At 67.3% G+C, this 20,224-nt stretch carries 22 protein-coding genes and 1 tRNA gene; 1 reads left to right on the forward strand and 22 read right to left on the reverse strand.

The window, feature by feature from the left end; translation table 11 throughout:
* Positions 1-9 precede the first annotated feature (9 nt).
* From VGV06_13305 to lipA, 14 genes are all read right to left on the reverse strand, one after another.
* Positions 10-987, reverse strand: a complete 978-nt coding sequence (locus VGV06_13305) for a pyruvate dehydrogenase complex E1 component subunit beta (GenBank protein HEV2056130.1) — start codon at positions 985-987, stop codon at positions 10-12.
* Positions 988-991: 4 nt separating this feature from the next.
* Positions 992-1,990: a pyruvate dehydrogenase (acetyl-transferring) E1 component subunit alpha gene (gene pdhA, locus VGV06_13310; protein ID HEV2056131.1), complete on the reverse strand. Its 999-nt coding sequence runs from the start codon at positions 1,988-1,990 to the stop codon at positions 992-994.
* A 4-nt stretch (positions 1,991-1,994) separates the two neighbouring features.
* Positions 1,995-2,297: an NADH-quinone oxidoreductase subunit NuoK gene (gene nuoK / locus VGV06_13315; protein ID HEV2056132.1), complete on the reverse strand. Its 303-nt coding sequence runs from the start codon at positions 2,295-2,297 to the stop codon at positions 1,995-1,997.
* Between the two features lies 1 nt (position 2,298).
* Positions 2,299-2,802, reverse strand: a complete 504-nt coding sequence (locus tag VGV06_13320) for an NADH-quinone oxidoreductase subunit J (protein ID HEV2056133.1) — start codon at positions 2,800-2,802, stop codon at positions 2,299-2,301.
* Positions 2,802-3,440 (reverse strand): NADH-quinone oxidoreductase subunit I, encoded by a 639-nt coding sequence (locus VGV06_13325; protein HEV2056134.1) that lies wholly within the window; start codon positions 3,438-3,440, stop codon positions 2,802-2,804. The genes VGV06_13320 and VGV06_13325 overlap by 1 nt, the downstream gene beginning before the upstream one ends.
* A 2-nt stretch (positions 3,441-3,442) precedes the next feature.
* Positions 3,443-4,555, reverse strand: a complete 1,113-nt coding sequence (locus VGV06_13330) for a complex I subunit 1 family protein (GenBank protein HEV2056135.1) — start codon at positions 4,553-4,555, stop codon at positions 3,443-3,445.
* Positions 4,552-6,162, reverse strand: coding sequence for a molybdopterin-dependent oxidoreductase (locus VGV06_13335; GenBank protein HEV2056136.1), 1,611 nt, complete (start codon positions 6,160-6,162; stop codon positions 4,552-4,554). Before VGV06_13335 ends, VGV06_13330 begins: the two co-directional genes overlap by 4 nt.
* A complete protein-coding gene (gene nuoF, locus VGV06_13340; protein ID HEV2056137.1) occupies positions 6,155-7,426 on the reverse strand; it encodes an NADH-quinone oxidoreductase subunit NuoF in 1,272 nt (423 codons plus the stop codon). The genes VGV06_13335 and nuoF overlap by 8 nt, the downstream gene beginning before the upstream one ends.
* Positions 7,426-7,914 (reverse strand): NAD(P)H-dependent oxidoreductase subunit E, encoded by a 489-nt coding sequence (locus tag VGV06_13345; GenBank protein ID HEV2056138.1) that lies wholly within the window; start codon positions 7,912-7,914, stop codon positions 7,426-7,428. The genes nuoF and VGV06_13345 overlap by 1 nt, the downstream gene beginning before the upstream one ends.
* The gene (locus tag VGV06_13350) at positions 7,904-9,277 is read right to left on the reverse strand and encodes an NADH-quinone oxidoreductase subunit D (protein HEV2056139.1); all 1,374 of its coding nucleotides are present in this window, start codon (positions 9,275-9,277) and stop codon (positions 7,904-7,906) included. The genes VGV06_13345 and VGV06_13350 overlap by 11 nt, the downstream gene beginning before the upstream one ends.
* A gap of 2 nt (positions 9,278-9,279) precedes the next feature.
* A complete protein-coding gene (locus tag VGV06_13355) occupies positions 9,280-9,777 on the reverse strand; it encodes an NADH-quinone oxidoreductase subunit C (GenBank protein ID HEV2056140.1) in 498 nt (165 codons plus the stop codon).
* A gap of 9 nt (positions 9,778-9,786) precedes the next feature.
* Positions 9,787-10,245 carry an NADH-quinone oxidoreductase subunit B gene (locus VGV06_13360; protein ID HEV2056141.1) on the reverse strand — a complete coding sequence of 153 codons (459 nt, stop codon included), beginning with the start codon at positions 10,243-10,245 and terminating at the stop codon, positions 9,787-9,789.
* The gene (locus VGV06_13365) at positions 10,236-10,565 is read right to left on the reverse strand and encodes an NADH-quinone oxidoreductase subunit A (GenBank protein ID HEV2056142.1); all 330 of its coding nucleotides are present in this window, start codon (positions 10,563-10,565) and stop codon (positions 10,236-10,238) included. The genes VGV06_13360 and VGV06_13365 overlap by 10 nt, the downstream gene beginning before the upstream one ends.
* A gap of 94 nt (positions 10,566-10,659) precedes the next feature.
* Positions 10,660-11,586 carry a lipoyl synthase gene (lipA, locus tag VGV06_13370; protein HEV2056143.1) on the reverse strand — a complete coding sequence of 309 codons (927 nt, stop codon included), beginning with the start codon at positions 11,584-11,586 and terminating at the stop codon, positions 10,660-10,662.
* A 338-nt stretch (positions 11,587-11,924) separates the two neighbouring features.
* Here lipA and VGV06_13375 point away from each other — a divergent pair, with 338 nt between their 5' ends.
* Complete coding sequence (locus VGV06_13375) at positions 11,925-12,326, forward strand: hypothetical protein (GenBank protein HEV2056144.1); 402 nt, start codon at positions 11,925-11,927, stop codon at positions 12,324-12,326.
* A 13-nt stretch (positions 12,327-12,339) separates the two neighbouring features.
* Here the strand turns inward: VGV06_13375 and VGV06_13380 are convergent, their stop codons facing one another.
* From VGV06_13380 to VGV06_13415, 8 genes are all read right to left on the reverse strand, one after another.
* Positions 12,340-13,065 (reverse strand): hypothetical protein, encoded by a 726-nt coding sequence (locus tag VGV06_13380; GenBank protein HEV2056145.1) that lies wholly within the window; start codon positions 13,063-13,065, stop codon positions 12,340-12,342.
* Complete coding sequence (locus VGV06_13385) at positions 13,065-14,183, reverse strand: sialidase family protein (protein ID HEV2056146.1); 1,119 nt, start codon at positions 14,181-14,183, stop codon at positions 13,065-13,067. Before VGV06_13385 ends, VGV06_13380 begins: the two co-directional genes overlap by 1 nt.
* Positions 14,176-15,339, reverse strand: a complete 1,164-nt coding sequence (locus VGV06_13390) for a glycosyltransferase family 1 protein (GenBank protein ID HEV2056147.1) — start codon at positions 15,337-15,339, stop codon at positions 14,176-14,178. The genes VGV06_13385 and VGV06_13390 overlap by 8 nt, the downstream gene beginning before the upstream one ends.
* On the reverse strand, positions 15,329-16,492 hold the full coding sequence (locus VGV06_13395) for a glycosyltransferase (GenBank protein ID HEV2056148.1): 1,164 nt from the start codon (positions 16,490-16,492) through the stop codon (positions 15,329-15,331). The genes VGV06_13390 and VGV06_13395 overlap by 11 nt, the downstream gene beginning before the upstream one ends.
* Before the next feature lie 51 nt (positions 16,493-16,543).
* A tRNA-Leu gene (locus VGV06_13400) sits at positions 16,544-16,628 on the reverse strand.
* 43 nt (positions 16,629-16,671) lie between these two features.
* Positions 16,672-17,568, reverse strand: a complete 897-nt coding sequence (locus VGV06_13405; protein HEV2056149.1) for an ABC transporter permease — start codon at positions 17,566-17,568, stop codon at positions 16,672-16,674.
* 1 nt (position 17,569) lies between these two features.
* Positions 17,570-18,562 (reverse strand): ABC transporter permease, encoded by a 993-nt coding sequence (locus tag VGV06_13410; GenBank protein HEV2056150.1) that lies wholly within the window; start codon positions 18,560-18,562, stop codon positions 17,570-17,572.
* Complete coding sequence (locus VGV06_13415) at positions 18,563-20,224, reverse strand: peptide-binding protein (GenBank protein HEV2056151.1); 1,662 nt, start codon at positions 20,222-20,224, stop codon at positions 18,563-18,565. It abuts the gene before it with no gap.

A 20,224-nucleotide genomic window follows, 5' to 3' on the forward strand; every position in this document is an offset into this window, starting at 1 on the left:
CCTTGGTGATCATGAGCAGACCTTTCGGATAGCCGCGGCGATCTTGGCTTTGGAGGGGGTCTTGAGCAGCTCGAGGTTGCGCGCGTAGGGCATGGGCGCGTTCTCGCCTGTGATGCGGCAGACCGGCGCGTCGAGATCGTCGAAGGCCTCTTCCTGGACGGTGGCGGCGATTTCCGACCCCATGCCGGCGAAGCCCGCGCCCGCCTCGATCACGGCGCAGCGGTGGGTCTTGCGCACCGAGCGCAGGATCGTGCCCGTGTCCATCGGGCGCAGGGTCCGCGGGTCGACGATCTCGATGGAGATGCCGTCCTTGGCGAGCTCCTCGGCGACCTCGAGGGCGCGGTAGAGCATGCCCATGTACGCGACAACGGTGACGTCGGTGCCTTCACGGCGGATTGCGGCCTCGCCCAGCGGGACCAGGAAGTCCGGGTCATCGGGCACCTCGCCCTTGATGGCGTACAGCGTCTCGGACTCGATGAAGATGACCGGGTTGTCGTCCCGGATGGCGGACTTGAGGAGGCCCTTGGCGTCGGCCGGCGTCGAGGGGCGGACGACCTTGAGCCCCGGCACGTGGTAGAAGTACGTCTCCATGCTCTGGGAGTGTTGGGCGGCGAGCTGGGAGGCGGGTCCGCCGGGACCCCGCACGACCAGCGGGATGTTGTACTGCCCGCCCGACATGTAGCAGAGCTTGGCGGCCGAGTTGACGATCTGGTCGAGCGCCAGGATGGAGAAGTTGAAGGTCATCATCTCGATCACGGGGCGCAGCCCCAGCATGGCCGAGCCCACGCCGATCCCGGTGAAGCCCGACTCGCAGATCGGCGTGTCGATGATGCGCTTCTCCCCGAACTCCTTGAGGAGGCCCTGCGTCACCTTGTAGGCGCCCTCGTAGAGCCCGACCTCTTCGCCCATGACGTAGACGCGCGGGTCACGGCGCATCTCCTCTCTCAAGGCCAGGTTGAGCGCTTCGCGATACGTCATGACGGCCATCGCGCTAGTCCTTGTACACGTCTGTGAAGAGCTCTTCCGGCGCGGGCACGGGCGAGGCCTCGGCGAAGGCGACGGCCTCGTCCACCTGGTCGCTCACGGACTTCTCGATCATCTTGATGTCGGCGGCGGTCAGCGCCCCGTCCTTCACGCAGCGCTCGGAGAAGAGGTCGATCGGATCGCGCAGCTTTTCGCGCTCGACCTCCTCCTTGGTGCGGTAGACCGCGCCCGCCGGGTCCCGCATCGAGTGCCCCCGGAAGCGGTACGTGCGCGCCTCGATGAGAGCCGGAGAACGGTCCCGCCGCGCCCGCTCGACGGCCCGCCCGACGCACTCGCGCACCGCCAATACGTCCATGCCGTCCACCGGCTCGCCATGGATGCCGTAGGTCTCGGCGAAGCGCCAGATCTCCGTCTGCGCGAGGGCCCGGTGGATGGCCGTGCCCATGGCGTAGCGGTTGTTCTCGCAGATGAAGAGCACCGGCAGCTTCCAGAGCGCCGCGAGGTTGAGCGACTCGTGGAATTCGCCCTCCGGTACCGCGCCGTCGCCGAAGAAGCAGAGCACCACCTGGTCGCCGCCCTGGTACTTGATGCCGAAGCCGGCGCCGGCCGCCAGCGGCAGGTGGGCTCCGACGATGCCGTGGCCGCCGAGGAAGTTGACGCTCTTGTCGAAGAGGTGCATCGAGCCGCCCTTGCCGTGGCTGAGCCCGTCGCGCCGTCCGAAGAGCTCGGCCATGATGCGCTTCGGGTCGGAGCCCTTGGCAAGGCAGTGCCCGTGCTCGCGGTACGACGACACCGAGTAGTCGTCCGGGCGCAACGCGGACGTGGCGCCGACCGCCACCGCCTCCTGGCCGATGTAGAGGTGCAGGAACCCGCCGATCTTGCCCATCGAGTACATCTCGGCGGCCTTCTCCTCGAAGCGCCGGATCAGCTGCATCTGGGTGAGGAGTCCCCGGGCCAGCGCGGCGTCGAGCCTGGCGCTGGGGACCGCGGCCTTCGTTTGCGCCATGGCGCTACCCCCGCATCAGCGACAGCTCGTCCACCGAGAGGCGGCGGCGGAGCCGGAAGATGGCGACGATGATCGCGAGCCCGACCGCGACTTCCGCGGCGGCCACGCACAGGACGAAGAACACGAGCACCTGCCCGTCGACGGAGCCGTGGCGCTGGCCGAAGGCCACGAGGGCGAGATTGGCGGCGTTGAGCATGATCTCGATCGACATGAAGATCACGAGCGGGTCGCGCCGGACCAGCACGCCCAGCACCCCGATGACGAAGAGGACGGCCGAGAGCCCGACGTAGTCGGACGTGGGGACCATGCTACGCCGCCCTGCGCTTGGCCAAGGCCATCACGCCGACCAGGGCGACAAGGAGAAGCACCGACGTGACCTCGAACGGGAAGAGGTAGTCCGTGAAGAGCGCCCGGCCGATCGCGGCCACGCCGCCGGGCACGGCCGTCGCGGGCGCTTCGCCTTTGAACAGCGCCGAGCGCAGCATCACCGCCAGGAGGATGAGCAGGAGCCCCGCCACAGGGCCGGCAAGCAGGCGCTGCGAGCGCAGCGCGTCGGGGCCGGTCTCCTCCTTGCCCGGGATCAGCACCATGATGGCGAAGACGAACAGGACGGCGATGGCGCCGGCGTACACGATGACTTGCACGGCCGCGAGGAACTCGGCGCGCATCTTGAGGAAGAGCGCGGCCAGCGTCGCGAGATGCGCCACGAGGAAGAGCGCGCTGTGGATGGGGTTGCGCCTCAGCACGACGCCCACGGCCGAGCCGACGGCCATCACCGCGAGGATCCAGAACGCGATTTGTCCCGGCGTCATCAGGGCATGCCCCGCTTGGGTAGTGCGCCCCGCTCGAGGGGCATGCCCCAGTCGGCGGGGATGGGCACGGGCGAGGTCGGGGCACCGTCGCGCCCGGCGGGCTCGAGCGCCAGCAAGGTCTCCTTCGTGTAGATCATCCCGCCGCGGCTGTAGGAGGAGAACTCGAGGATGCCCGTGTCCATGCGGATGGCGTCCTCGGGGCACGCCTCGACGCAGTAGCCGCAGAAGACGCACTTGCCGAGGTCGATGTCGAAGCGCTCGGGCACCTTCTCGATCTCGGGGTTCGGGTGCTCCGAGGCCACGATGTAGATGCAGTGGGCCGGGCAGACCGTCTCGCACATCATGCAGGCGACGCAGCGAGGCGAACCGTCCTCGCGCCTCACAAGGCGGTGGAGGCTCCTGAGCCGCGCCGCGTAGGGCCGGCGCTCGTCCGGGTACTGAAAGGTGACCGCGCCGTGGGCGCTCTTGACGCCGAAAACCGTGTGCAGCGTGTGCCGCCACATGTTGGTGAAGAAGCGGATGCCGGTCAGCTTGAGGCCGAGCATCACCTCGACCAGGTAGAAGCGCTGGAAGAACCCGAGCCGGCTCGAGTGCCTCGGATCCGCGGGCGTGTTGGATGCCTGGTAGGGTGACGTCATGCTCAGGCCTTTCCCAGGAGCAGGAGCACCAGCCCCGTCAGCACGATATTAAGGATGGACAGCGGGAAGAGACCCAGCCAGCCCAGCCGCATCGCCTGGTCGTAGCGGAAGCGGGGCAGCGTCCAGCGGATCAGCATGAGAAACCAGATCAGGACGACGACCTTGGTGAGGAACGCGCCGACCTGGAGCGCGGTCACCAGGAGGTGGGCCAGCGGCACCTCGAGCCCCCACGGGAACGAGAAGCCCGAAGAGGCGAGGTACGGAACCTGCCAGCCGCCCAGGAAGAGCCCGGTCGTCATGCCCGCGATCACGACGGTCTCGAGGAAGTCCGCCATGGCGAACATGCCGAACTTCATGCCGCTGTACTCCACGAAGTAGCCGATGATCTCCGACTCGCCCTCGGGCATGTCGAAGGGGATGCGCTTGGTCGCCGCGATGCCGGCCGTGAGGAAGAGGACGAAGGCCAGCGGCTGGGTCAGGATGCCCCAGGCGGGAATCCACGGGCCGAAGTACTGCGGCAGGAGGGGCAGTCCCTGGCCGCGGGCGATATCCTGCATATTGAGCGAGCCGTAGACCATGACCACGCCCATGATCGAGGCGCCGATGGCGATTTCCGCCGAGATCATGAGCGCGGCGGCCCGCTGGCCGCCCAGGAGCGCGTAGTTGTTGGCCGAGGACCACCCGGCCATCATGAGCCCGTAGACGCCGAGGGAGAGCATCGCCAGCACGTAGAGGACGCCGACGTTCAGCGTCACCGCCTGAAGCTGGATCTCGCGCCCGGCGATCCAGAGCGTGTCGCCGAAGGGGATCGAGGCGAAGGCCGCCAGCGCGAAGAAGACCGACACGAACGGCGCCAGCGTGAACATCAGCCGGTCGGCGCGTGCCGGCATGAAATCTTCCTTGGTCAGCATCTTGATCGCGTCGGCCAGCGGGTGGAGCAGGCCAAAGATGCGGATGCCGAAGATGCTCGCGCGGTTGGCGCCGATCCGGTCCTGCATGATGGCCGACTGCTTGCGCTCGACCCAGGTCAAGAGGCCGCCGAAGTTGAGCACCACGAACATCGTGAACGCGACGGGCAGGGCGATCAGCAGGAGATCGAGAGCCGTGCCGCTCATGCCTTCACCGTCGCGCCCGCGTCGCCGATGCCGCGATAGGTCATGCCGGCGAAGGCCGGCACGGTCTTTGCCAACGCGTTGAAGACCTGCTCGGAGCGCTCGGCGGCGAAGACAGAGTCCTGGAAGCCCAGGGCCTTCCCGACGAAGGACAGGATCATCCAGTCGGGCCAGGCCTCTCCCGGGGGCGTGAGCGCGGTGCGGAAGCGCTGGACGCGCCCCTCGAAGTTCGTGAAGGTGCCCTCGCGCTCCACGTAGGCGGCGCTCGGCAGCACGAGGTGTGCCCTGGCGGAAGCGTCGTTCGCGTTCGTGCCCTGGAAGACCACGGTCTCCGCGCCCTCGAGAGCTTCCAGCACCTCGGCCTCCGGCCAGGCCGCGGCCCAGAGGTCGTGGTGGAAGACCCAGAGGAGCTTGAGCCGCTTCTCGCGGGCGGCGCGCAGCATCCCGGCGGCGTCCAGGGCCCCCTGCCCAGGCCCAATGCCGAGCAACTCCGCGCCACGGCTGTTGGGGTTCTTGTCGGCGCGGATCAGGAAGCTGTCCTCGTCGCCCGGCGCGCGCGGCGGCACCCGAAAGTCGACGTTCCTCACTCCCAGCTGCTCGGCGAGCCGCCGCAGGACCCAGAGGTCTTCATTCGACATCTGGGGCGAGGCGAGGAAGCCGATCTCCTCGGGCCGCGTGCGCTGCAACGTCGTGACGAGCTCGGGCAGGGCGCGGTCCCACGACACTTCCGTGGCCTGCGCGCCGACTCTATGGAGCGGCTGGGCGAGCCGGCTTTTGTCGTCGATCCACTTGAACCCGTATCGGCCGGCGTCGCAGATCCACCACTTATTGACGTCCGCGTTGAAGCGGGGCTTGAGCCGCGCCACGCGCCGGCCCTCGTTGTGGTGGGTCCGGTGCTTGTTGGTGTGGACCTCGATGTTGCAGCCGCGGGCGCAGCCGTTGCAGACGCTCTTGGCCGTGTCGAGGTACCAGACGCGCACCTGGAACCGGAAGTCCCGGTCCGTCAGCGCGCCGACCGGGCAGATGTCGATGACGTTGCCCGAGTACTTGTTCTCGAGCGTCTTGCCCGGGAAGAGGCCGATCTCCGAGTGGTCGCCCCGGTGGAAGATGCCGAGCTCGCCGGTGTGCGTCACCTCGTCGCAGTAGCGGACGCAGCGCGAGCAGAGGATGCAGCGCTCGGCGTCGAGGATGACGTGGGGGCCGAGCGGCACTGCCTTCGGCTTGTGGACCTTCTCGTCCGTCATCCGCGGGTCGTACAGGCCGTGCTTCATGTAGTAGATCTGGAGGAAGCACTCGCCCGCCTGGTCGCACACGGCGCAGTCCAGCGGGTGGTTGATCAGGTGGAACTCCATCATCGAGCGCCGGGTCTCCTTGACCTGCTCGGTCTCGGTGTGGACCACCATGCCCTCGGCCGCCTGGATGTTGCACGCGATCTGCGGGCGCGGCACCTTGTCGATGTCCACCATGCAGAGCCGGCATTGGCCGGCGATCGAGAGCGCCGGGTGGTAGCAGTAGTGCGGCACGTCGGCGCCGGCGGCCTTCGCGGCCTCGATGAGGTTGGTCCCTTCCGGGACCTCGACCTCTTTCCCGTTGATCGTGAGCTTAGGCATGGGCAGAGCGCATGATCAGGTCCTCGAACTCCGAGCGAAACTTCTCGATGTAGCTGATGTACGGCCCGACGGCGCCGTCGTAAAAGGCGCAGATGGTCGTCCCGGCGCCGCGCTTCGCGACGTCCAGGATCGTGTCCAGGTCCTCCTTGCGCCCCTTGCCCTCGATGATGCGCCGGGACATCTTGTAGATCCAGCCCGTGGACTCCCGGCACGGCGTGCACTGGCCACAACTCTCGTGCGCGTAGAAGCGCGCGACGACCATGAGCGCCTCAGGAATGGACACGGTCTCGTCCATCACGATGATGCCGGCGGAGCCGATCATGGAGCCCTTGCTCTTGGGCCCCTCCACGTCCATCTGGATGTCGATCTCGTCGGGCGTCAGGATGGCGGCCGACGAGCCGCCCGGCACCACGGCCTTGAGTTTCTTGCCTCCACGGATACCGCCACAACGATCGTAGATCAGCTGCCGCAGCGTGACCGACACCGGCGCCTCGACGACGCCAGGCACCACGACGTGCCCGGACACGGAATAGAGCCGGGTACCGCCCTGGCTCTTGGTGCCCAGGCCCGCGAACCACGCAGCACCTCGGTTGATGATGTGCGGCACGGCCATGATGGTCTCGACGTTGTTGACGATGGTGGGGTGGCCGAACGCTCCCTTGATCGCGGGGAACGGCGGCTTGATCTTGGGCCACCCTTTCTTCCCCTCGAGGGAAGACAGGAGCCCCGTCTCCTCGCCGCAGATGTACGCGCCGGCGCCGCGGTGGAGCACGATGTCGAAGTCGAAGCCGGAGCCCTGGATGTTCTGGCCGAGGAGCCCCGCCGCGTAGGCTTCCTTGACCGCGCCGTCCAGGACCCGCCACGGCTTCACGTACTCGCCGCGGATGTAGACGAAGCCCGTGTGCGAGCCGATGGCGCGCGCCGCGATGACCATTCCCTCGATGAGGGCGTGCGGGTCCCGCTCCATGAGGTAGCGGTCTTTGAATGTGCCCGGCTCGCCCTCGTCGGCGTTCACCACGAGGTACTTGGGCTCAGTCGAGCCTTTCGGGATGAAGCCCCACTTGACGCCCGTCGGAAAGGCCGCGCCGCCGAGTCCCCGCAGGTTGGCCTTCTTGACCTCCTCCGTGATGGCCGCCGGCTCCATCCGGAGCGCCTTGGGCAGCGCCGTGTAGCCGCCCGTCTCCCGGTAGAGCCGCAGCGTGTGCGAGTCCGCCAGGTGGAAGTTGCGGGTGAAGATCTTCTCGCTCGTCTTGTTCTCGCTCATCAGGGGAGCCCGTCCAGGATGCGGTCGACTTTCTCCGGCGTCAGGTTGCCTTCGTACCGGTCGTCCACCTGCATCATCGGCGCCTGCTCGCAGGCGCAGAGGCACTCGACGGTGAGGAAGGTGATCCGGCCGTCCGGCGTGGTCTCTCCGGGAGAGACTCCAAGCCGCTCTTCGAGGTGCCCGATGATGCCCTTGGCGTTCATGAGGTGGCAGGAGAGGTTGTGGCAGACGGAGACGACGTGCCGCCCCTTGGGCTTCTGGAAGAAGAGCGTGTAGAAGGTGACCACCTCGTGGACGTGGGCCGGGCTCATCTCGAACAGCCCCGCGACGTATTCCTCCACCTCGAGCGACACGTAGCCATACGCCTCTTGTGCCAGATGCAGCACGGGCAGGAGCGCGCCCTGCTTGTCCGGGTAGAGCCCCTGGAGCCGCCTGACCTCGGCCAACTGCTCGGGAGTGAACTGCGGCCTCCGCGCGTCAGCGGTCAAGCTCGCCTCCGATCATGTTCACCGACCCGAAGGTGGGGATGATGTCGGCGACCATCTGCCCCTCGATCATGCGCGGCAGCGCGGCCACGGGCGGCAGGCACGGCGGGCGGCAGCGCACGCGGTACGGCCGGTCGCTGCCATCGGAGACGACGTAGAAGCCGAGCTCGCCGTTGGCGCCCTCGGCCGCGAAGTAAGCCTCGCCCGCGGGCGGCCTGATACCGTAGCCGTCCATCACGAGCATGAAGTGGTTCATCAGCCCCTCGATGGAGCCGTAGGCGGTCTCCTTCGGCGGCATGACGACCGTCTTGTCGGCGACGTTCACCCGCTCCTGCGCGGCACGCCCCTGTCCCTGGAGGTTGGGCGAGAGCGTGATGGGCAGCAGCAGGAGCCCTTCGGTCTTGCCCTGCTTGCCCAGGTCCACGTACGCGTCCACGGGAATCTCGCGGCCCTCGAAGTCCACGTTGATGGCGCCGCCCGGCATGCGCTCGAGCGCCTGCTCGACCATGCGCATGGACTGCCCCATCTCGGCCATGCGGACGAGGTAGCGGTCGAAGTTGTCGCCGTTCTTGCCGAGCGGCACCTCGAACTCGACCCGGTCGTACGCCCAGTAGGGCTGGACGCGGCGGAGATCGAAGGGCACGCCGGCCGCACGGAGCAGTGGCCCCGTGATGCCCCAGGCGATGCTCTCCCCGGCGGAGAGCGCCCCCACGCCGACCATGCGGTCCATGAAGATCCGGTTGCCGGTGATGAGCGTGTGGACTTCCGAGAGCACCTGCCGCACTTCGGCGAAGGCCTTCCGCACCTTGATGCCGAATCCATCGGGCAGGTCGGCCTTGACGCCGCCGACCCGGCCGTAGGAGATGGTCAGCCGCGCGCCGGTGACGTCCTCGACCAGCTCCCAGAGGAACTCGCGCGCCTTGATCATGTACAGGAAGACCGTGAAGGCGCCCAGTTCCATGGCGGAGGCGCCCACGCACGTCAGGTGGTCGCAGACCCGCGAGATCTCGCTCATGACCACGCGGATGTACTTGCAGCGCTCGGTGATCTCGATGTCGAGGAGCTTCTCGACGGCCGAGGCGTAGGCGAAGTTGTTGATCAGCGGCGAGACGTAGTTGAGGCGGTCCGTGAAGGGGATGGCGTTGTTGTACGGGCCGATCTCGCATTCCTTCTCGAACGCGCGGTGTAGGTAGCCGATCTCGACATCGCCCTTGACCACGACCTCGCCGTCGAGCTCGGCGAAGATCCGGATGATGCCGTGCATGGCCGGGTGCGCAGGACCCATGTTGACGTAGAGGTTCTGGCTGCCGCTGCCCGTGCCAGGGCCCTCTCCGAGGAACAGCTCGCGCGCGGTACGCTCAGGCATAGCTAGACGTTGGGCCCTATGAGCGGCTGGCGGCGCTCGATGGGATAGTCCTTGCGGAGCGGGTGGCCCACGAACTCCTCGTACATCAGCAGGCGCCTGAGGTCGGGGTGCCCCTCGAACCGGATGCCGAACATGTCCCACACCTCGCGCTCGAACCAGTTGGCGATGGGCCAGAGCCCCGTGGCGGTGGGCACGGACGCCGCGTCCTGCTCGACTTGCACCTTCAACCTTACCCGATGGTTGTGCGCGACGGAGTACAGGTGGTACACGACGTCGAAGCGCGGCCCATCCTCGCGGCCGGGAAACTTGAGGTAGTCGACGGCGGTGAGATCCATCAGCATGTCGAAGCGGAGCTCGGCGTTGTCCCGGCAGTACGAGAGCGCGTCGACGATGCCCTCGCGGGCAACGACGGCCGTGTGATCGCCGTGGTGCTCGTGGGTCTCGAGCACCCGCGCGCCCAAGCGCGCGCGCAGTCGCGCGAGAATGGTGGATCCGTCCATGATCGGGGCCTAGTAGCGCTGCGCGCCCGCGGCGATCTTGTCCTGCAGCTTCATCAGGCCGTCGATGACGCTTTCGGGACGGGGAGGACAGCCCGGGATGTAGACGTCCACGGGGATGATGGTGTCTATCCCCTGGACCGTCGCGTAGTTGTTGTAGAAGCCGCCCGTGCAGGTGCAGACGCCGAAGGCGACCACCCACTTGGGCTCGCACATCTGGTCGTAGATGCGCTTGAGCACGGGCGCCATCTTGTGGCTGATGGTGCCCACAACGAAGAGCACGTCGGCCTGGCGCGGTGAGAAGCGCGGCAGTCCCGCGCCGAACCGGTCGACATCATAATGCGAGCAGGCGGTGGCCATGTACTCCATGCCGCAGCACGCCGTCACGAACGGGTACTGGAAGATGGAGAACTTGCGCGCCCAGCCGATCGCCTCGTCGAGCTTGGAGGTGAAGAAGGTCCCTACTCCCATTCGAGCCCCCGCTTCTGCCAGATGTAGAGGAAGCCGAGCATCAGGATGCCCAGGAAGACGAGCATCACCGAGAAGCCGAACCAGCCGAGGCTCCTGAACACCGTCGCCCACGGCCAGACGAACAACAGTTCGATGTCGAAGATGATGAAGAAGATGGCGACGGTGGAGAACTTGATGGCGAAGCGTCCCTCGGGCAGCGCGATCGGATCCTTGCCGCACTCGAAGGTCTCCATCTTGGCCGCCGAGTAGCGCCGGGGCGCGATCATCAGCGGGATGCCGAGCAGCGCGCCCGCGACCGCCGCCGAAGCCGAAAAGACCATCAGGATAGAAACGTACTCCATTATGTTCCGGGGGGGAGCGACCGCCGCTCCTCCCCCGGCCCCCCCCACCGGTTCGAAATCGTCCCGCGCTGGCTCATGATCGTGTGGCGACGACGCCGGCGAGCTGGAGCTTGGCGTGATAGGAGGAGCGGACCAGCGGCCCCGACTCGACGTGGGCGAAGCCGATCGCGCGTCCGGCTTCACCGAGCTCCACGAACTCCTCGGGCGTGTAGTAGCGCGCGACCGGCAGGTGCTGCGCCGACGGCCGCAGATACTGGCCGAGGGTCAGGATGTTGACGTCCGCCCGGCGCAGGTCGCGCATCGTCTCGAGCAGCTCGTCGCGCGCTTCGCCCAGACCCAGGATGATGCCGGACTTGGTCAGCAGGCGCGGCGCCGCGCGTCGCGCCCGGCGGAAGAGCTCCAGCGTGCGCTCATAGCGGCCGCCGTGGCGCGCGAGCTTGTAGAGGCGCGGCACGGTCTCGGTATTGTGGTTGAGGATGTCCGGCGCCGCGTCGATCACGACCTGGAGCGCGTCGGACTTGCCCTGGAAGTCGGGGATCAGCAGCTCGACGCGGCAGCCGGGCGCAAAACGCCTGAGCGCCCGCACCGTCGCCGCGAAGGCCCCCGCCCCGCCGTCGGCCAGGTCGTCGCGGTTCACCGACGTGATCACAACGTGCTCGAGGCCGAGCTCGCCCACGGCGCGCCCCACGCGCTCCGGCTCCTCGCGATCTTCCCAGACGGGCTTGCCGTGCGCGACCGCGCAGTAGCCGCAGTTCCGCGTGCAGACATCCCCCAGGATCATGAACGTCGCGGTCGAATCCTCCCAGCACTCGCCGATGTTCGGGCAGTGCGCCTCCTCGCAGACCGAGTGGAGGTTCCACTCGCGCATGAGCCCCTTGAGCCGTATGTAGTTCGGCCCGCCGGGCGCGCGGACTTTCAGCCAGGCCGGCTTTGGGAGCCCCGCCGGCTTCTTTGCTGCCGGCGGCCCGAGCGGCTCGAGGAGGGGAAGCGGAAGTCCCATGGAAGTTTGTCCTTTTTCCCGTTTGACTCCGGTCATTATGGCACACCTTTCACAAGCGCAAAAGGCCCTCCGCGGGAGACGACATACGGGAGCGCTACGATGACCCAGGCGAGCATCACCACCTCGGAATCGCCGAAGTTGTGCTCCGACATCTCCGCGACCAGAAAGCCCGTGATGGCCGCGATGCTCCCGACGACCAGGGCTCGCTCTCCGATCGCGGCCGCCTTCTCGTTGCCCCGCTTCGCCCGCTCTCCGTTGACGTACGCGACGTCCTCGGCCTGGTCGTCCTCGACTATATCGAGGAAGAGAGAGGGCGCCGGATGTCATAATGGTTCGCGATGCTTCGTCTCGCGGTCGCCCTGTCCGTCCTCCCCGTCGCGCTCGCGGTCGCGTTCGACATCGCGACGCTCGTGCCTCACACGACCGTCCGGGTCACGTCAGTCGATGGCCGACAGGCGACGGTCCCCCTGCAGGTGCCCAAGGCGTACGTGTGGGCCGATCCCAAGCTGGTCCGCACGTTGCTTGCCTCGGAGGTGTCCATCGCCAGTCCGGCGACCGCGGGAGGATTTGCGCCCGACGGGGTCTCGGCGGATCAGATCAAGGAGGTCGTGGTGGTACGGGGTCCCGAGTATTGGTGGTGGGCAGACTCGCAGTTGACGGGTTCCGCGGCCGTGCTCGTCGTGTCGCTCTGGATCGGGTTCTTCGTCCTGCGCCGGGTGGTGCGGCGGGTGGCGAGCTGAGCTGCCAGCGCGTTTAGCGGATCGCGAGCAGCGCCCGGAACTCTTCCAGCTCCGCGTGCGGAACATCGGGCCGGTCACGAAGCTTCGCGTAGACACGCGCGGGATCTTCCTCGATGGCCCGGCTCACCTTGGCAAAGAGCTTCACGATACCCCGGGCTTCTCGATCGGCCGTCTTCTGGGCGATGGCGCTCCCGAGCTTGAGCACGCCGCTCAAGATCCGGCTGTCGAGCTTGACGAAGCTGGCCACAACGCTCTTGACCAGAACCCGGCCTGGAGCTCCCGGGACGTACTGGTAGTCGATGATCAGAAGCACCTCGCCATGGATCGCCGGCAGCAGCGCCATGTTATGCTGGCCACGCGTATAGATGACGCGCGTCCCGTCCGTCGCGTAGACCACCCAGAGCCGCCCCGTCGTCCCCCACCCTTCGTCAAAGAAGAGCCCCTCCGCCGTCGGCCAGATGCGCAGGCGCGTGATCCGGAGCGCCTGGGTCACATGGGTCGTGAAGGCGAGGTGATTCAGAAGATACTCAAAGATGTCGCGGCGGGCCAGGAACGGTTCCCCATCGACCCGCGTCGCGATGGACGCGTCGACAGCGACGCCCGTGAGTCGGCTGCGCTCGGCCGCCGGGATGTCCGCGGGCAGGCTCAGCGCCGTGGAGTCGGCCGCGCCGCTCGACGCGATCAGCGGAAGCGTCAGCCACACGACCCCGGCGAGCATCACGGCGACCCGGCGTGTCATCAGTTGCCTTTGGGAATTCCCGCGGGGGGGATTCCCGCGGAGCGAAGCCTGAGCGTCAGCCACTCCTGATTGAACATGACGTGCTTGATCGCCGCGGGCGCCCAGCTCTCCTGAGCCCGGTACACCAAGTGGTACATGCCGTCCGCCGCCCGGATCAGCGCCGGGTAGGAGAAGCGCAGGTCCGGCGCGATCTCGAAGTCCCAAATCTTGGTGAAGCGCCGGCTGTCCCGCGAGTACGCCAGGCTGAGGGGGGTACGCTCTTTCGGCGAATCGTTGTACGCGAGGAGGATTCCCCCGTCCGCCGTGTTCACCGCGTCGACGGCCGATTTCGGGTTTGGGAGCAGCAGCGCTTCGGGGGTGCTCCATCGGCCGCGCGACTGGTCGTATTCGGACCTGAGCACGTGGGGCACGCTCCAGATGGCCGTCCTCAAGTAGGCGACGACCCGCCGGGGCCCGGCCCACGCGAGCGCGGGCTGGAGGTGATCACCGCCCGGAATGCTCCGCGACTCGACCGCTTCGACGACGCCACGGTTGATCTTCAGCTCGAGGACGTAGCCGTGCGTGCCGTACAGCTCGTGGTACACGGGGAGCAAGACCCGGCCGTCGGAGCCCAGCGCCAGCGCGCTGTTTCTCGGCATGTTGCCCCAGCCCGCCACCAGTCGCCGGCTGGAGCCCCAGGTTTTTCCCAGGTCATTGGAGACCTTGTAGTCCACGTGCGAGCCGCTCCAGCCGAACGGGGCGTCCACGGCGGCGTAGAAGAGCCAGAGGTAGCGCTGGTGATCGAGGAACAGAACGGGATTACCCAGGGTCAGGTTTCTGAGCCACGAGCCCCGCGCGCGCTCCCCGCGCTGCACGACCGGCCGTGGTCGCTCCCAGCTGCGGGAGCCGGGCCCGGAGCGGCTGCAATAGATCTGCACATCCCTGGCCTTCTCAGTGCTCCCCGCCGCCCAGCATACGAGAAGGGTGCCGTCCGGGAGCGCGGCGATCGTCGGCGCCTGATTCGAAAGCAGGGTGCCTGGCGGAACCGTCCACTCCCATTCGTACAGGGGCTCGGCGCCGGCGGGGCCCGCCAGCCAGGCCAAGCCACAGAGCGCCAGCAGGCAGACGCGCTCACGCACGGTCGTGAGGAGATGAGGCCAGAGAGTGCGTTTCGTTCTGGCCGGCGGCCCCGTCGAGCTCCCGTGAAACCTCGAGCGCCGTCCGCCTCCAGGTGAAGGCCGAGACCCGCCGCAGGCCCCGCTCGCGGAGATCCTCGCGAAGGCCGCTATCGGTCAGCGTACGGTACATGGCGTCCGCCAAGCCGAGAGCATCATACGGGTCAACCATGAGCGCGGCGTCTCCCGCGACCTCCGGCAGCGAGGACGCGCTGGCCGTGATGACCGGCGTCCCACAGGCCATCGCCTCGAGTACGGGGAGACCGAACCCCTCGCCGAGCGAAGGGAGCACGAGGCACACGGCGTCCGAGTAGAGCTGGCGAAGACCGTCCTCGCCCGCGTAGCCCGCGAAGGTGACGGCGTCGCGAAGTCCCAGGCTCTCGAGCCGCTCCCGCAGGAGGCGCGCATAGGCTGGGCGGCCTTCCCCGCGGATGATCAACCTGCACGGACGACGCCGGCGAAGCAGCGCGAAGGCATCGAGAAGGCGCGGGAGGTTCTTGTGCGGCAGCAGATTGCCGACGTACAGGATGTACGGATCCTCGGGCGGTCGCGGCGACGAGTTGGGCTCGCTGCAGAAAAAAGTGCCGGCGTCGTATCCCGGATAGATGACCTTGACCTTCCCGGCGGGAACGCCATAGTGCTCGAGAATATCACTGCGCGTGTGCTCGGAGTCCGCAACCACCAGCCTCGAATCCTTGAGGATCCGCGGAACGAGAATGCGAAAGTAGTACTGCTGGCGCGGGTATTCAGGCGGGAACCTCAGAGGCAAAAGATCGTGAACCACCGTGACCTGGGGAACCGGCGAGCGCAGGACCCCTTCCGGTACGGTGTTCAAGAGCCCTTTCGCGCCGGTCTTCGACAGCCACAGCCGGAGCGCGCCCTGAAGCCACAGGAGGCGGACGACGTGTCCCCGAGCTCCATAGTCCGGGCGTGTGGCCCGGGGCACTCGCCCGATCCGGGCTCGAAGGGCTCCGAATGCGCCGCCGGAAGACGCGTAGACGAAGAAGTCGCTGCGGATCTCGTCCAGCGCGCGAACGAGCTTGATGGAGTAGATGCCGAGCCCGGTCGGGTTGCCTCCGACGATGGACGCGTTGATCGCCAGCCTCGCGTCAGCCGTCATCGCCGTCCCGGTGACTCGCTTGGGACGCTCGGGCCCGCCGGAAGATCGCCGCGGTTGCGTCCACCATGAGCCGGATTCCGAAATTCCCGAGGGCGCGCCGCCGTCCCGCCTCGCCCATCGCCCTGCGCCGAACAGGGTCGGTGATGAGCTCCGCGATCGCGTCGGCCAGCGCGGCGCTGTCGTTGGGAGGGACCAGAAGCCCGGTCTCGCCATGGATCACGACGTCGCGGTGGCCGGGCACATCGGTCGCAACGACGGCGAGTCCGGCGCACATCGCTTCGACGAGGGACAGGGGCAGGCCTTCCTTTTGCGATGCGGTGACGTAGAGATCGAGTGCCGGGTAAACCCGGACCGGATTCTCCAGGAAACCGGTGAAGATCACGCGGGCCTGCAAGCCCATCTCGAACGTCAGCCGCCGGATCCGATCCTCTTCCGTGCCGGCCCCTACCAGGAGGAGGGTGACGCGCGGGAGCCGTCCGACCAGCCGCTGGACCGCCGCCAGAAGCACCTCGAGCCGCTTGATCGGGTCGAAGCGACTGATGCATCCGAGCACCACATCGTCAGCGGTCAGCGCCAGGCTGTCGCGGCGGACAGGAGATTCGGACATCGCCTGGCTTATCTCCTCCGGAGCGATGCCGTTGACGACCACCGCGTTCTGCTCGGCCTTGAAAAGCCGGAGGCCGAGCCCCTCGACGCTTTGGGAGGCGGACACGTTGATGATCGTGCGACTGAGGCGCGAAAGCTGACGCTCGAGCGCCAGATAGAGCCACTGGCCTATGGGGGAATAGTTGGCGTAGTGAATGCCATGGAAGGTATGAACCGACGACGCCTCGGTCCACCAGGCGGCCAGCCGACCGTAGACGCCTGGCCCTTTGCCGTGGGTGTGGACCACCGCAATGTCGAACTGACGGATCAGGCGGATGGCCAGCAGCAGGTGGCCGAGGCCCAGGCGGCGCCGAGGGAACTCCACGACCCGGAGCCCGAGCGCCTGGAAGCGCTCAAAGAAAATCCCGTCGCGCGGCGCGCCGACCACCACGTCAAACTCGCTCTTGGGAAGCTCGCGGACGAGGTCATAGACGTGCTTCGGTCCGCCGCCGGGAGTGGAAGTGGGCAGCAGCTCGAGGACACCGATGCGGCGGCTCAGGCGAGCCATGGGCTTCTGCCTCCCCGGCTCCCCGTGAAGATCGCCTGACCCGCCATTTCTTGGTGCCGAAGGGGGGACTCGAACCCCCACGGGTTGCCCCACACGCCCCTCAAACGTGCGCGTCTGCCAATTCCGCCACTTCGGCCCGGCGAAGGCAAAGTATGCCGTGGCCGCGAGCGGCTTGTCAATCAGCGCCCGAGCCGGAGCACGCGTCCCACCGCCGACTGGCGCAGCCGCGGGTCGAGGGCGTCGCGGATCCCCTCGCCCATCAGGTTGTAGGAGAGCACGGTCACGAGGATCGCGAGCCCCGGGTAGAGCGTCAGCCACCAGGCGTACGTGATCAGGTCCTTGCCGTCGTTGAGAATGTTGCCCCAGGTCGCGTAGGGCGGCTGGACGCCCAGGCCCAGGAAGGACAGCCCGGATTCGGTCAGGATGGCGGCCGGGATGCCCAGCGTCATCGCGACCAGCACGGGCGCCAGCGCGTTGGGCAGGATGTGCTTGAAGATCACGCGCAGCGCGCCGGCCCCGATGGACTCCGACCAGATGACGAACTCCCGTTCGCGGAGCGCCAGGAACTCGGCGCGCACGAGGCGGGTGACGCCCATCCAGCCGGTCAGGCCGATCACCACCATGATGGTCCAGATCGAGGGCTTGAGAAAGGCCAGCACGGCCAGCAACAGGAAGAAGCGCGGGAAAACCAGCATGAGGTCGACCAGCCTCATGATGAACGCATCCACGATGCCGCCGTTGTAGCCGGCCGTGGCGCCCAGCAGGATGCCGATCAGCACCGCGATCCCCACCGAGACGAAGCCGACCGCCAGCGAAATGCGGGAGCCGTAGAGCAGGCGCGAGAGCACGTCGCGCCCGATCTGGTCGGTGCCGAGCCAGTGCTTCATGGACGGCCCCTCGAGGATCCTCTTCATGTCGGTCTTGGTCGGGTCCCACGGCGCCAGCGCCGGCGCCAGCACCGCGATCACGACCAGGATGCCGACCACGGCTGCGCCGCAGCAGGCCAGCTGGTTGCGGGAGAATGTGCGCCAGAACTGGCGGATCTCCCCTCGCCGCGCACGGGCCGCCGGGAGCATCCTAGCGCCGCCTCCGCCGCCCCGCGAAGCGGATGCGCGGGTCCACGAGCCCGTAGGCGATGTCGGCGAAGAGGTTGGCCAGGAGCGTCAGCGTCGCGACGATGACGAGGTTGCCCATGATGACCGGGTAGTCGCGTGAGAAGACCGACTGGACCATGAGCTGGCCCATGCCCGGGATTGCGAAGATGGTCTCGATGATGACGGCGCCGCCGATGAGGCCGGGCAGGGAAAGCCCGAGGATGGTCACGACAGGCAGAAGCGCGTTGCGCAGCGCGTGCTTGCCGATGACGACGGGCTCGGGCAGGCCCTTGGCCCGCGCCGTCTGCACGTAGTCCTGGCGGACGACCTCGAGCATGCTCTGCCTCATGTAGCGCGAGAGCCCCGCCAGGCCGCCGAAGACCACCACGAAGACCGGCAGGACCAGGTGGCTCAGCAGGTCCCACTGCTTCTGCCAGAAGCTCAGGTACTCGTAGTTGAGCGAGCGCAGCCCGGAAATGGGCAGCCAGTCGAGCTGCACCCCGAAGAGAATCATCAGCAGGAGGGCCAGCCAGAAGTCGGGCGTGGCGAACCCGATGAAGACGAAGACCGTGGTGGCCTTGTCGAAGAGCGAGTACTGGCGCGTCGCCGAGCCGACGCCGATGGGGATCGCCAGCGAGACGATGATGAGCATCTGCACCAAGTTGATGAAGAGCGTGATCGGCAGCCGCTCGCCGATCTTGATCAGGACGGGTCTGGCGTCGGGCTGGAAAGACCGGCCGAAGTCGAGGCGCGCGATGCGGGTCAGCCACCGCCAGTACTGGACGTACAGGGGCTGGTCGAGGCCGTACTCCGCGTTGAGCCGCTTGACGAGTGTCGGGTCGGCAACGCCGTCGATCGGCAGCAGGTAGTCGAAGGGCCCGCCCGGAGCCAGCTGGATGACCAGGAAGGAGATGAAGGTGATCCCGATCAGCAGCGGGACCGCCAGCACCAGCCGGCGCAGGGCGAAGAGCGCCATCTAGCCGGATGTATACCGCTGCAGGGCCTTCGGCACGAACCAGTCGATGAAGTTGTAGCCGATCCCTGCCGGCTCCGGCTTGACGCCCCGCACACGCGAGGACACCGCCGGCAGCACGTCCTTGAAGTACAGGAAGATCAGCGGCTGCTCCTCGGCCAGGATCTCCTGGATGCGGTGATAGGTGGCGACGCGCTCTTTCTGCTGGCAGGAGATGCGGCCCTTCTCGAGGAGCGCGTCCACCTCGGCATTGGCGTAGGAGATGTGGTTCAACTGGTCCGGGCCGGCCTGTGAGGAATGCCACACCGGGTACTGGTCGGGGTCGGTGCCCGTGCTCCAGCCGAGGACGATGGCCTCGAAGCGCCTCTGCTTGATGTACTCCTTGAGGAAGGCGGCCCACTCGATCGTCTGGATGTCCGTCTGGACGCCGATCTCCTTGAGCCGCTCCTGGATGATCTCGGCGATCTTCTTCCGCTCGTCGTTGCCCTGGTTGGTCCGGATCGTGAAGGTGAAGGGCTGGCCGTCCTTGTTCCGCAGGATGCCGTCGCCGTTCTTGTCCGTCCACCCCGCGGCGGCGAGGAGCTGCTTGGCCTTGGCCGGGTCATACGGGTAGCGCTTGACCTTGTCGGTGTAGGCCCAGCTCCCGGGTCGGAGCGGCCCCGTCGCGTCGCGCGCGAGCCCCATGACCACGCCGTCGATCAGCTCCTGCTTGTTGATGGCGTGGGCGAAGGCCTGCCTCACCCGCTTGTCGGCGAAGCGCTTGTCCTTGAGGTTGAAGCCGAGGTACGTGTAGGCGTTGCCCGGGTACTGGAACTTCTGGTAGTCCTTCTTGAAGGCGGGGTAGTCGGTCTGGCGAGCGTACTGGACGGCCGTGAGATCGGCCATGTCCACGCCCTTGGCCTTGAGCTCGAGGAAGATCGTCGCCTGGCTCGGGATGATGCGGTAGACGATCCGCCCGAGATACGGCCGCCCCTGGACGTAGTAGTCCTTGTTGGCCACCAGCACCACCTTCTCCCCGCTTTTCCACTCCTGGAAGCGGTAGGGTCCGGTGCCGACGGGCTGCGTCGTGTTCTGGGGCGCCTCCCGCAGCTTGCCCTCCTCGACGTACTTCTCCAGCACGTGCTTGGGCAGGATGTATGTGCTCCAGCTTCCGAGCGCCTTGGCGAAGGGCTCCTTGTACGTGACCCGCACGGTGTAGGCGTCCGGCGCCGTGACTTCGTTGACGGGCTCGAAGTCATTCCGGTAGGCCGTCGGCGTCTTGGGATTCATGATGGCCTTGTAGGTGAAGAGCACGTCGTCGGCCGTGAAGGGCTTGCCGTCGTGCCACTTCACGTTCTTCCGCAGCTTGAAGGTCAGGGTCAGGCAGTCCTTGCTGAACTGCCAGGACTCGGCCATCGACGACACCCAGTTCAGGTCCTTGTCGGTCTGCACGAGCCCGTCGTAGATAAGCGCGCCAATCGCGTGCGAGGCGCCATCCGTCGTGATATTCGGGATGAGCCCGGTGATGTCCCCGATCGAGGCCTGGACCAGGGTCTCGCCATGGGCGGGTTTCTCGTTCGCCGCCGGAGTCTCGTCGGCCGCGATCTCGGCCTCGCGCCCGCAGCTGCCGCCGAAGGCGAAGAGCGCGGCCAGCGCCAGCAGGGTGGCTCCGCGCGCGGGGCGCAT

The sequence above is a fragment of the Candidatus Methylomirabilota bacterium genome, assembly GCA_035936835.1.
In the GTDB taxonomy this organism is placed as follows: domain Bacteria; phylum Methylomirabilota; class Methylomirabilia; order Rokubacteriales; family CSP1-6; genus AR37.

Coding starts and splice junctions, on each gene's coding strand:
- VGV06_13415 (HEV2056151.1), bottom strand. CDS start 20,224: ATGCGCCCCGCGCGCGGAGCCACCCTGCTGGCGCTGGCCGCGCTCTTC.
- VGV06_13305 (HEV2056130.1), bottom strand. CDS start 987: ATGGCCGTCATGACGTATCGCGAAGCGCTCAACCTGGCCTTGAGAGAG.
- VGV06_13405 (HEV2056149.1), bottom strand. CDS start 17,568: ATGCTCCCGGCGGCCCGTGCGCGGCGAGGGGAGATCCGCCAGTTCTGG.
- pdhA (HEV2056131.1), bottom strand. CDS start 1,990: ATGGCGCAAACGAAGGCCGCGGTCCCCAGCGCCAGGCTCGACGCCGCG.
- VGV06_13395 (HEV2056148.1), bottom strand. CDS start 16,492: ATGGCTCGCCTGAGCCGCCGCATCGGTGTCCTCGAGCTGCTGCCCACT.
- VGV06_13365 (HEV2056142.1), bottom strand. CDS start 10,565: ATGGTCTTTTCGGCTTCGGCGGCGGTCGCGGGCGCGCTGCTCGGCATC.
- VGV06_13355 (HEV2056140.1), bottom strand. CDS start 9,777: ATGGACGGATCCACCATTCTCGCGCGACTGCGCGCGCGCTTGGGCGCG.
- VGV06_13380 (HEV2056145.1), bottom strand. CDS start 13,065: ATGACACGCCGGGTCGCCGTGATGCTCGCCGGGGTCGTGTGGCTGACG.
- nuoK (HEV2056132.1), bottom strand. CDS start 2,297: ATGGTCCCCACGTCCGACTACGTCGGGCTCTCGGCCGTCCTCTTCGTC.
- VGV06_13390 (HEV2056147.1), bottom strand. CDS start 15,339: ATGACGGCTGACGCGAGGCTGGCGATCAACGCGTCCATCGTCGGAGGC.
- VGV06_13320 (HEV2056133.1), bottom strand. CDS start 2,802: ATGACGCCGGGACAAATCGCGTTCTGGATCCTCGCGGTGATGGCCGTC.
- lipA (HEV2056143.1), bottom strand. CDS start 11,586: ATGGGACTTCCGCTTCCCCTCCTCGAGCCGCTCGGGCCGCCGGCAGCA.
- VGV06_13330 (HEV2056135.1), bottom strand. CDS start 4,555: ATGAGCGGCACGGCTCTCGATCTCCTGCTGATCGCCCTGCCCGTCGCG.
- VGV06_13335 (HEV2056136.1), bottom strand. CDS start 6,162: ATGCCTAAGCTCACGATCAACGGGAAAGAGGTCGAGGTCCCGGAAGGG.
- VGV06_13375 (HEV2056144.1), top strand. CDS start 11,925: ATGCTTCGTCTCGCGGTCGCCCTGTCCGTCCTCCCCGTCGCGCTCGCG.
- VGV06_13325 (HEV2056134.1), bottom strand. CDS start 3,440: ATGACGTCACCCTACCAGGCATCCAACACGCCCGCGGATCCGAGGCAC.
- nuoF (HEV2056137.1), bottom strand. CDS start 7,426: ATGAGCGAGAACAAGACGAGCGAGAAGATCTTCACCCGCAACTTCCAC.
- VGV06_13360 (HEV2056141.1), bottom strand. CDS start 10,245: ATGGGAGTAGGGACCTTCTTCACCTCCAAGCTCGACGAGGCGATCGGC.
- VGV06_13410 (HEV2056150.1), bottom strand. CDS start 18,562: ATGGCGCTCTTCGCCCTGCGCCGGCTGGTGCTGGCGGTCCCGCTGCTG.
- VGV06_13350 (HEV2056139.1), bottom strand. CDS start 9,277: ATGCCTGAGCGTACCGCGCGCGAGCTGTTCCTCGGAGAGGGCCCTGGC.